General features: G+C 75.8%; 12 protein-coding genes. 6 read left to right on the top strand and 6 right to left on the bottom strand.

The annotated features are described in order from the left end of the window. Positions 1 to 226: 226 nt before the first annotated feature. Positions 227 to 1,600 carry an FAD-dependent oxidoreductase gene (locus ACFV0O_RS37505; RefSeq protein WP_380348712.1) on the bottom strand — a complete coding sequence of 458 codons (1,374 nt, stop codon included), beginning with the start codon at positions 1,598 to 1,600 and terminating at the stop codon, positions 227 to 229. Positions 1,601 to 1,886: 286 nt separating this feature from the next. On the opposite strand from ACFV0O_RS37505, the gene ACFV0O_RS37500 reads away from it, so the two are divergent. Continuing rightward, positions 1,887 to 2,327, top strand: coding sequence for a PPOX class F420-dependent oxidoreductase (locus ACFV0O_RS37500; protein WP_380348710.1), 441 nt, complete (start codon positions 1,887 to 1,889; stop codon positions 2,325 to 2,327). 182 nt (positions 2,328 to 2,509) lie between these two features. On the opposite strand, the gene ACFV0O_RS37495 is transcribed toward ACFV0O_RS37500, so the two are convergent. Then, entirely contained in the window at positions 2,510 to 2,713 is a 204-nt protein-coding gene (locus ACFV0O_RS37495) for a hypothetical protein (RefSeq protein ID WP_380348708.1), read from the bottom strand. Then, on the bottom strand, positions 2,710 to 2,985 hold the full coding sequence (locus ACFV0O_RS37490) for a DUF1876 domain-containing protein (protein WP_360259705.1): 276 nt from the start codon (positions 2,983 to 2,985) through the stop codon (positions 2,710 to 2,712). The genes ACFV0O_RS37495 and ACFV0O_RS37490 overlap by 4 nt, the downstream gene beginning before the upstream one ends. Positions 2,986 to 3,152: 167 nt before the next feature. On the opposite strand from ACFV0O_RS37490, the gene ACFV0O_RS37485 reads away from it, so the two are divergent. From ACFV0O_RS37485 to ACFV0O_RS37470, 4 genes are read left to right on the top strand one after another with little or no spacing between them, the layout of a single operon-like run. Beyond that, a complete protein-coding gene (locus tag ACFV0O_RS37485) occupies positions 3,153 to 4,088 on the top strand; it encodes a YndJ family protein (protein WP_380348736.1) in 936 nt (311 codons plus the stop codon). After that, positions 4,085 to 4,597 carry a DUF1990 family protein gene (locus tag ACFV0O_RS37480; RefSeq protein WP_380348705.1) on the top strand — a complete coding sequence of 171 codons (513 nt, stop codon included), beginning with the start codon at positions 4,085 to 4,087 and terminating at the stop codon, positions 4,595 to 4,597. Before ACFV0O_RS37485 ends, ACFV0O_RS37480 begins: the two co-directional genes overlap by 4 nt. Before the next feature lie 41 nt (positions 4,598 to 4,638). Then, positions 4,639 to 5,268: a hypothetical protein gene (locus tag ACFV0O_RS37475; RefSeq protein ID WP_380348703.1), complete on the top strand. Its 630-nt coding sequence runs from the start codon at positions 4,639 to 4,641 to the stop codon at positions 5,266 to 5,268. Next, positions 5,265 to 5,978, top strand: a complete 714-nt coding sequence (locus ACFV0O_RS37470; RefSeq protein ID WP_380348701.1) for a hypothetical protein — start codon at positions 5,265 to 5,267, stop codon at positions 5,976 to 5,978. Before ACFV0O_RS37475 ends, ACFV0O_RS37470 begins: the two co-directional genes overlap by 4 nt. Positions 5,979 to 6,003: 25 nt before the next feature. On the opposite strand, the gene ACFV0O_RS37465 is transcribed toward ACFV0O_RS37470, so the two are convergent. The 3 genes from ACFV0O_RS37465 to ACFV0O_RS37455 are packed head-to-tail and all read right to left on the bottom strand — an operon-like array spanning position 6,004 to position 7,928. After that, positions 6,004 to 6,786 (bottom strand): zf-HC2 domain-containing protein, encoded by a 783-nt coding sequence (locus tag ACFV0O_RS37465; protein ID WP_380348699.1) that lies wholly within the window; start codon positions 6,784 to 6,786, stop codon positions 6,004 to 6,006. Next, positions 6,783 to 7,385: a sigma-70 family RNA polymerase sigma factor gene (locus tag ACFV0O_RS37460; protein ID WP_380348697.1), complete on the bottom strand. Its 603-nt coding sequence runs from the start codon at positions 7,383 to 7,385 to the stop codon at positions 6,783 to 6,785. Before ACFV0O_RS37460 ends, ACFV0O_RS37465 begins: the two co-directional genes overlap by 4 nt. 3 nt (positions 7,386 to 7,388) lie before the next feature. Beyond that, positions 7,389 to 7,928, bottom strand: coding sequence for a hypothetical protein (locus tag ACFV0O_RS37455; RefSeq protein ID WP_380348695.1), 540 nt, complete (start codon positions 7,926 to 7,928; stop codon positions 7,389 to 7,391). Here ACFV0O_RS37455 and ACFV0O_RS37450 point away from each other — a divergent pair. Next, the gene (locus ACFV0O_RS37450) at positions 7,876 to 8,505 is read left to right on the top strand and encodes a thioredoxin family protein (protein ID WP_380348693.1); all 630 of its coding nucleotides are present in this window, start codon (positions 7,876 to 7,878) and stop codon (positions 8,503 to 8,505) included. The two genes, ACFV0O_RS37455 and ACFV0O_RS37450, sit on opposite strands and share 53 nt — an antisense overlap. The last annotated feature ends 102 nt before the right edge of the window (positions 8,506 to 8,607 follow it).

Below are 8,607 nucleotides of genomic sequence, written 5' to 3'. Positions count from 1 at the left end.
GGGCCGCCCCGGGGGTGGTCTTGGCCCACCCCCGGGGGGTGTGGGTGTTCTCCCCCTCCCTGTGGGGGGTGGTGGGGGCGCCCTCCCGCCGCGCCCGCCCCCCCCCCCGCGCGCCCCCCCCCCTCGCCGTTTCCGGGCACTCGCCGTTTCCGGGCCGCTCGCCGTTACCGGCGCCGCCGCCGGCGAGCCGGTGCCCGCGGGAGGCCGCCGCCGGCCGGGCCGGCGCTCAGGCCGGGATGAGCGCGTCCCAGCGGTCCCGGGTCGGGCCGTCGTGGCCGGGCGTGAAGTCCGGACGGGCGGCCAGCCAGGCGCTGACGCGCTCCTGCACCTCGTCGCTGCCGTAGGCCTCGTCCGGGGTGCGCAGGAGGTGGCGCACCTGGGCCCGGGCCCGCATCACGACCGGGTCTTCGAAGGCGCAGACGGCCAGGGCGGCGGTCCGGCGGTCGGCGGGCGGCGCGTTCTCGGAGAGGCGTTGCTCGTTGGCCCGGTCGGCCGTCACCTGGGCGTCGAACCACGGCCGGAGGGTCCGCACCGTCCAGTCGTGGTAGTCGGCGGGGTCGGCGGCGATCCGGTCGACGTGGGTGGCGAGGTACTGGGCGGCGAGCAGGCCGAGGGCCACGCCGTGGCCCAGGGTGGGGTTGGTGTGGACGAGGCTGTCCCCGGCGTTGACCAGGCCGGTGACGACGGGTCCGTGGTCGTCGACGAGGGAGGTCCAGCGGTTGTCCAGGCCGGCCATCGCCAGGACGGCGGAGCGCGGTTCGGGCTCCAGGGCGAGCCAGGCCGCGGTCGCGGGGAAGCTCCGGGCGACGGCCTCGAACACGGCGGGGTCGGTGAGCGCGCCGCGGGTCGGATCACCCGTGGACAGCACCATGCTCAGCGCGAAGGTGTCGTTGTCGGACGGGAAGACGCCGGCCATCGCGAAGGGTGCGGTCGAGCCGCCCTTCACCCGCCCGGGGTCGCGCGGGCCGTCGGCGCGCAGGCGGTACCAGCGGGCCAGGTAGGTGATCCCGGTGCGGTGGCTCTCGACCACGGGCGGGCGGCAGCCGGCCTCGACCAGTCGGTCGGGGACCGACGAGCGGCGGCCGGAGGCGTCGACCACGAGGTCCGCCCGGTGCGTTCGCGCTCCCGCCCGCACCCCGGTGACCCGGGCCGGGCGGCCCTCCTCGAAGGTGAGGGCGTCCACCCGGTGGCCCCGCCGGACCTCGACGGTGGTCTCCCGCCCGACGGCCGCGGTCAGGGCGGCCTCCAGCACGATGCGGCGGGTCCGCAGGGTCACCAGTTCCTCGTCGCCGGCCCGGTGTGCCGGGTGCTCGTCGAACCAGTCGAAGTCGTGGTACTCCCGGGCTCCGCGCGCCAGCAGGTCGGCGTGGACGTCGGGGGCCTCGGCGCGCAGCACGGTGCGCACGGGAGCGAGGAACGAGTGGGGCTGGACGGCCTGCGGGACCCGGGGCCTGCCCCAGTCGAAGAAGTCCCCGTCCAGGTCCTCCCCGGCCTGTCGGGCATCCTGTTCGAACAACGTGACCGCGTGGCCCCGCCGTCCGAGCATGAGCGCCGTCCCCAGCCCGCTGATACCCCCGCCTATCACCGCAACCCGCGCCACTGGCTCCCCTTCGCGTCGTGTTGCGAGATGATCTTAGCGACCGGCGGTCCCCGGTCGGCAAGCGGCCTCGCACCCGGTACACGGGCAGCCCCGCCCCCTCGAACTGCCCGCCCGGGTGGACCAGAATGGAGTGGCCCGGCCGGGGCACCCGCCCGCAACCGGCGGGGCTGCCCCGCTGGCCCACCGGGTGCGCACGCGCGGACCCCCGGGCCGATCGCCGAGGAGTACCGCACGAGCGCCGGGCGCCACGGGCACCGAGCCGCCCCCGACCCCGAGGGAGGACGTCGTGCACCACCGAACCGACCGGCTCGCCGACAGCCGGTACCTCCTGCTCACCACCTTCGACGAGGACGGCAACCGGATCGAGTCCCAGCTCTGGGTGGTGCCGGACGGCGCGGCCCTCGGCATCTGGACCCCAGCGCACTCCGGCGAGGCCGAGCGGATCCGCCGCCACCCCCGGGTGCTGATCGGCCCCTGCGACGCCCACGGGCGCCGGACCGGCCGCAGCGTGCCGGCCCGCGCCCGGCTCTGCGACGCCGACGCGACCGCGCGCTACCGCGCCTCGCTCATCAACAAGTACGGACTGACGGCGCTGATCGCGCTCGCCCGCAGCCGGTTCCGGGTCGGGCTGGCCGGGACGGTCGGGATCCGGATCACCCCGAACGTGCTGGAGCAGCGCCTGGTCGGGCCGGAGTGGCAGCCGCCGGGCACGTACTGCGTCAACTGAGGGCGGCCGGGCCGGGGACCGGGCGGTCGGCCCGGCCGGGGCATGCGCCTTACGCCCCCGGGCCCGGGGACCCGGGGGCGCAGGCCGACGGGGCTCGGGCCGACGTTCGCCGTGCCCGTGTTCCCGTCCCGTGTTCCCGCCCCCGGGATCCGTTCGGCGGGTCCCGTCGGCAGGTCCCGCCCTCAGGTCCCGTCGTCAGGTGCCCGCGCCAGGTCCCCGGGCTCGCAGGCCTCCCGGCCGGTCCCGACGTGGACGACCTTGACCGCCCGTTCCGGGCCGCCGGGGACGACCTGCTGCTCGTGCCCGCAGCGCGGGCAGATCAGCGGGATCCGCGGGCGGCCCGACTGCTGTCCGGCGCCACCGCCTGCCGGGCGCGGGGCGGTCACGACAGCGGGTGGGTCGGGACCGGGCTGACCTCCTGGATCTCGCCGTGGGCCTTGGTGAGCAGTTGCGAGGCGAGGTCGTTGAGCGCACGGGCCCCGGCGACCTCCTCGCCGACCCGAAGCTGTTCCGGGTCGGAGGGGTGGCGGCTGCTGTAGCCGTGGGCACGCAGTTCGGTCCCGTCGCCGAGCCGGAGCATGGCGGCGGCACTGGTGCGCGGCCCGTCCTCTCGGAACTCCATCTCGATGTGCCAACCGACCAGAGTCTGCGTCTGCATGGCGGATCACCTCCATCGGTTACCCCTCCAGAGTGCGCCGCACCCGGCGTTCCCACCAGGCCGGCCGGGCCGGGACCGCGACGGGGGCGAGTTGAACGCGTTCAAGTCGGCGACGTAGAGTCGGCGGCGAAGCTCATTTGAACACGTTCAAGAAGGGTGTGTCCGCCATGGGAAAGGGCACCACCGAACTGGTGGACCTCCTGGTCCTGCTCGGCATGGGCGCCGTCGTCCCGCTCGGCCTCGCCCTGATCGACGAACCCGGGCTCGCCCGGGTTCGCCGCTTCTGGCCGCTCGCGGCCGTACCCGGCGCACTCTCGCTCTGGCTGCCGCACGGCGGCCTCGCCACCGGCAACGCCGCCGTCTACGCGCTGGGCACCCTGGTCATCGCCCTGCACGCACCGTTGCGGCTGGCCCGCACCCGCTCGCTCGCACCCGCCGAGGTCGCGGTGCTCACCGCGCTCGCCGCGCCCTCGGTCGCCGGGGTCGCCCTGGTCGCCGAGCGCTCCGGCTACCCGCTGTTCGGCTTCGAGCCGCACATCCTGGCCCTGACCGTCCCGCACTTCCACTACGCGGGGTTCACCGCCGCCCTGGTCGCCGGGCTGGTCTGCCGCACCGCCGGGGCCGGCTCCACCGCGGCCCGCTGCGCGGCGCTCAGCGTCCCGGCCGGCACCCTGCTGGTGCTGGCCGGGTACTTCCTCGGCACCTGGTGGCAGTTCGCCGGAGCCCTGGTGCTGACCACCGGGATGTGGCTGGTCGGGCTGGTCACCTGGCGCGAGCTGCGCCACCGCAGCGGCGACACCGCCACCGCCCGGCTGCTCGCCGTCTCCTCGGCCGTCCTCGCGGTCACCATGGTGCTCGCCCTCTGGTGGGCACTCGGCCGGGCCGCCGGACTCCCCCACCCCACCCTGGCCTGGATGGCCGCCACCCACGGCGTCGGCAACGCCCTCGGCTTCGCCCTCTGCGCCCTCCTCGCCTGGCGCCGGCTCCACAGCCGCCCCGACGGCCCGCCCGACCGCCGCCCCGACAGCCCCGACAGCCGACTCGACAAGCGGCTCGACCACCGGATCGACAGCCGGCCCGACACCGCGGAGGCCCACCGATGAACGACCTCAGCTACCCCGAGCAGGGCGCCAGCGCCACCGGCACACTGCCCGACGGCTACCACCACCTGCGGCACCGGGCCCTCGTCGGCCACGGCCGCGCCGCGCTGGAGGTCGCCGGAGCCGCCCTGCTCGGCTGGCGGATGCACCGGCTCGCGGGCGTGCGGATCGACGCCGGGGCCGAGCCGGCCGCCCCGGGCCTCGCCGTCCACTGCGCCATCGGCCTCGGCCCGCTGCGCGCGGGAGCCCCCAACCGGGTGCTGGCCACCGTCGACGGCCCGGACCGTTACGGCTTCACCTACGGAACGCGGCACGGCCACCTGGCCCGCGGCGAGGAGACCTTCGCGGTCGAGCTGGGCCCCGACGGGTCGGTCTGGTTCACCGTCACCGCCTTCAGCCGCCCCGTCGCCCGGTACGCCCGGCTGGCCGGCCCGCTGCTCCCGCTCGCCCAGCGCGCCTTCGCCCGGCGCTGTGGGCGGGTGCTGGCCGCGATCGCCGCGGACGCCGCGTAAAAGCCGTGCCCGGCGCGGCCGGCCTCCGGCATGATCGCCCGATGATGTCGATGCAGCCGGTCCTGGAGATCTTCGCCCCCGACGGCTTCGAGCTCTGGCCCACGGGCGAGCACGAACGCTGGGAGTACCTGGTGCTGGACGGCCGGTCGACACCGGCCGAGGTGGGCACGGCGGTATGGCGGATCACCGACCGCAACGACATCGACCCCGAGGAGGCCGACGGGCGCGGTCCGCGGCCCGAGGACCCCCTGGGCGCCTTCCTGCACGGGCTGCTCACCGTGCCGGACCTCTTCGCCCCCGGCGGGCTCCGGGTGACCGACACCGCCACCGGCACCGTCTTCGCACCGGGCTGCTGCACCGGCCTGGAGGACTGGCGCGCATGGCTGGACGTGACCGACGGCGCGGGCACGGCCTGGTTCGGCCACGACCCGGACGCCCGGGTCGAATGGGTCGGCCGCACCGTCCGGCTGACCCAGGACGACGAGGACGACGACAGCCCGGTGATCGAGCTGTCCCCGGACGAGTTGCGCCGGCTGCTCGCCGGGGCCGAGCGGGACCTGCGTGACTTCCTCGCCCTGGCGGCGCGCTGGGCCGAGCGGCAACTGCCCGACCACGCGCCCGCCGTCACCGCCGCGATCGCCCGCGCGCTGAGCCTGGAGCCCCCGGCATGACCAGCTTCCACACCCACCGCGCCCGGGTGCACGACACCTCGCTCCCGCCGTACCGGCGGCACAGCGCGCTGCGGACCTGCCTGACCCGCTTCGCCCCCTACGGCCTGCGGGCGACCTACCACCACCTCACCGTGAGTGCCCGGATGCCCCGGCACCTGGAGACCGACCCCGACGCGCTGGTCCGCGCGGTGGAGGAGCTGCACGAGGCCCGTGAGCTGTGGCGGGCCCGGGCCGAGGAGTACGCACGGCAGCGCCGGGCGCAGAAGCGGGCCGGGCGGCGGGAGACGTCGGTGGCACCCTGGTGGGACCAGTACCGGTACCGGTGGGACTCGCCGGACTCCGCCTGGCTCCACGACCCCTTCCTGCACCCGCCGTTGACCCTGCCCGCATACGTGCGGCGGCAGAACGCGCTGCTGGACGGCGCCGAGCTGCCCGGCTGCCCGGCCTGCGGGGAGGAGGGCCCCGCGCTGCCGGTCCCGACCGGCCACGGCCACGCCGGGCTGTGCCGCTCCTGCGCGCGGGTGCTGACGCCCTGCCCGTGCGGGCGCCCGCACAGCTTCGAGCCGACGATCCGGGTCGGTTGGAGCCGCACCTGGCGGCGGGAGCACATGTCCGGCACCGGCGAGCCGGATCCGCACTGGCCCGGTGTCCGGGGAACGGCCCGGATCGAGCGGCTGGCCGCGTACCACCACGTGCACGGGCCGTACTGAGCCGGGTCCTCGCGCAGGGCGCGGGTCAGGCCCGGTGGGCCGGGACGGCGACCAGGAGGGCACCGGTGTCCTGTACGCGCACCTCGAAGTGGTCGATGTCGCCCGGCTGGAGGGCCGCGCCGCCGGTGGTGTGCAGCACGCCGTCGTTGCCGTAGCTGCCCGCCGGGACGGCCCAGGTGTTCACCGTCTGCTGCCCGCCGCCGTGCGAGACGGCGACCAGGCTGCAGGTCAACGGGCCCCGGACGCCGGAGAGTTGCATGCTGACCTGACTGCCCCAGGTGGTGCCGTTCACGCCGACGGTGGCGTGCGCGCCGGTGGCCGGGTCGGTGGCGCTGAACTGCTCGGCCACGGCAACCACGGCGGGGGTGCTGTCGGCGGTGAGCACCGCGGCCGTGACCGCGGGGCCCGCCGCCACCATCGCGGTCGCGGCCAGCGCCAGGACCAGCCGCCGCACCCGGCCGCGCCGCCGGACGGTGCCGACCTCGGCGACCAGCCGGTCCAGGAGCTGCGGGTCGGGGTGCGGGGCGGGGCCGGCCGGGTCCAGCCCGGCCGCCCTCGCGGAGCCCGCGTACTCGGCCAGCAGCGGTTCCACGAAGCCGAGTTCGGCCACCTGCTCGGCGCACTGCGGGCAGTCGGCGAGGTGCTGCTCGAAGGCGGCGCGCTCGGCGGGTTCCAGCAGGCCGAGGACGTAGGCACCGGCGTCGACGTGCTCCGGCTCGCCGAAGGCGCGGTCCGGCCCGCCGGGGCTGCGGGGGTCACCGGCCGGACCGTCCGGCACGCCGGGCACAGGGTCAGGACGCTCGGTCACGATGTCACTCCCCGTTCCTCCAGCGCGAGCCTCAGCGAGCGCAGTGCGTAGAAAACCCGCGACCGCACGGTCCCGGCCGGGATGCCGAGTTCGGCGGCCGCCTCGTTGGCCGTGCGGCCCTTCAGGTACGTCTCGACGATGATCTCGCGGTGCGCCGGCGAGAGGTCGCCGAGCGCGTCCGCGACGGTCATCATCCGCAGTGCCCGGTCGAGCTCGTCCTCGGCGGGCAGCACCTCCAGGGCCGACGCGTCCACCTCGCGCGGCCTGGCCCGGGCACTGCGGTGCTCGTCGATCACGATCCGGCGGGCGACGGTCACCAGCCACGGCCGCAGCGAGCCCACCCCCGGGTCCAGGCGGTGGATGTTGCGCCAGGCGCGGACCAGGGTCTCCTGGACGACGTCCTCGGCCCGCTGCCGGTCGCCGGCGACCAGGTGGAGCACGAAGCCGAAGAGCGGACCGGCGTGCTCGTGGTACAGGGCGCGCATCAACTCCTCGTCCGACGCCCCCGTGCCGTGGCCGGCGGTGCCGCCGACGGGGTGCTCCTCGGTCACCACTTCATCGTTGCGCACCCGGGCCTCCCGGTCGAGGGCGGTCGACATCGGTCAGTAGCCCGGAGTACTGGGCATGGGGTTGGGGTTCGCCGTGGCGGCCGCCTTGCCGCCGCTCGGGGTCACCGCGAACCAGGTGCCGCCCACGCCCTGGCCCTTGGTGTCACCGGGCTTGGTGTCCGGCGAGTAGCGGTAGACCGGCCAGCCGTTGACGGTGACCTGCTGGGTGCCGTCGGAGCGGGTGACCGTGCCGACCAGCTTGCTGTCGATGCCCTTGACCGTGACGGCGCCGTTGGCGTGCTCGGGCGGCCAGATCACGGCGCAGCTGCCGTTGCAGTAGGACTCCGGCGGGTTGCTCTCGTCCTGGTCGAAGCGGTAGAGCGTGAAGCCGGAACTGTCCGTGACGATCGTGCCCAGCGTGGGGTCCTTGGCGGTCTGCAGGGTCGCGCTCGCCGGGGCGCTCGGGCTGCCCGACGTGCTCGGCGCACTCGAACTGCCGCCCCCCGACGACCCGCAGCCGGCGATCAGGGCGGCCGCCGCGATGCCGATGGCGGCCAGCACGGCTGCCCGGCGGGTGCGCGGTTCGCTGTGCATGGGGTGCCTCCCGCGGCCTGAACGGACTGGACACCCTCCTGTACGGACGGTGGCGGCCCGCTGCTCAACGCCGGGACCGCCGGTCGGTGCGGGGGCCGCCGGACGCCCCGGAATAGGGTGCCGACCGGCACGGTTGTCGCGGGCACATGGCCTGTACCGCCACCTCCGGAAGGGAAGGAATCGCGAGATGAGCAGCACGGTCGAGCTGACCAAGGAGAACTTCGACGACATCGTCCCCGGTCCGGAGGGCAAGGAGTTCGTCTTCATCGACTTCTGGGCCGGGTGGTGCGGTCCTTGCCGCCAGTTCGCCCCGGTGTACGAGAAGGCGGCGGAGCGCCACTCGGACCTGGTCTTCGCCAAGGTGGACACCGAGGCGCAGCAGGAGTTGGCCGCCGCGTTCGGCATCCAGTCGATCCCGACGCTGGCGATCATCCGTGAGGGCGTGCTCGTCTTCTCGCAGGCCGGCGCGCTGCCGGAGGCGGTGTTCGAGGACCTGATCGGTCAGGCCCGCGGCCTGGACATGGCCGAGGTGAAGCGGAAGGTCGCCGAGGAGCAGGCGGCCGGCGGCCAGGCCTGAGGCCGGGCCGGTCGGGGGGGGGGCCGGGGGGGGCGGGGGGGGGCCGGGGCCCGGGCGCGGCGAGGCCGGGAGGCGCGGAGCCGCGCCTCGCGCGGGAGCAGG

It is taken from the genome of Kitasatospora sp. NPDC059577 (genome assembly GCF_042735475.1).
Taxonomy (GTDB): domain Bacteria; phylum Actinomycetota; class Actinomycetes; order Streptomycetales; family Streptomycetaceae; genus Kitasatospora.
The sequence above is the reverse complement of the archived record's forward strand: the minus strand, read 5'-3'. Positions and strand labels throughout refer to the sequence as shown.

What these genes read in the sequence shown, in the direction of transcription:
- ACFV0O_RS37450 (WP_380348693.1), top strand. Translation starts at nt 7,876, where the DNA reads ATGCCGATGGCGGCCAGCACGGCTGCCCGGCGGGTGCGCGGTTCGCTG.
- ACFV0O_RS37475 (WP_380348703.1), top strand. Translation starts at nt 4,639, where the DNA reads ATGATGTCGATGCAGCCGGTCCTGGAGATCTTCGCCCCCGACGGCTTC.
- ACFV0O_RS37485 (WP_380348736.1), top strand. Translation starts at nt 3,153, where the DNA reads ATGGGAAAGGGCACCACCGAACTGGTGGACCTCCTGGTCCTGCTCGGC.
- ACFV0O_RS37455 (WP_380348695.1), bottom strand. Translation starts at nt 7,928, where the DNA reads ATGCACAGCGAACCGCGCACCCGCCGGGCAGCCGTGCTGGCCGCCATC.
- ACFV0O_RS37470 (WP_380348701.1), top strand. Translation starts at nt 5,265, where the DNA reads ATGACCAGCTTCCACACCCACCGCGCCCGGGTGCACGACACCTCGCTC.
- ACFV0O_RS37460 (WP_380348697.1), bottom strand. Translation starts at nt 7,385, where the DNA reads ATGTCGACCGCCCTCGACCGGGAGGCCCGGGTGCGCAACGATGAAGTG.
- ACFV0O_RS37480 (WP_380348705.1), top strand. Translation starts at nt 4,085, where the DNA reads ATGAACGACCTCAGCTACCCCGAGCAGGGCGCCAGCGCCACCGGCACA.
- ACFV0O_RS37490 (WP_360259705.1), bottom strand. Translation starts at nt 2,985, where the DNA reads ATGCAGACGCAGACTCTGGTCGGTTGGCACATCGAGATGGAGTTCCGA.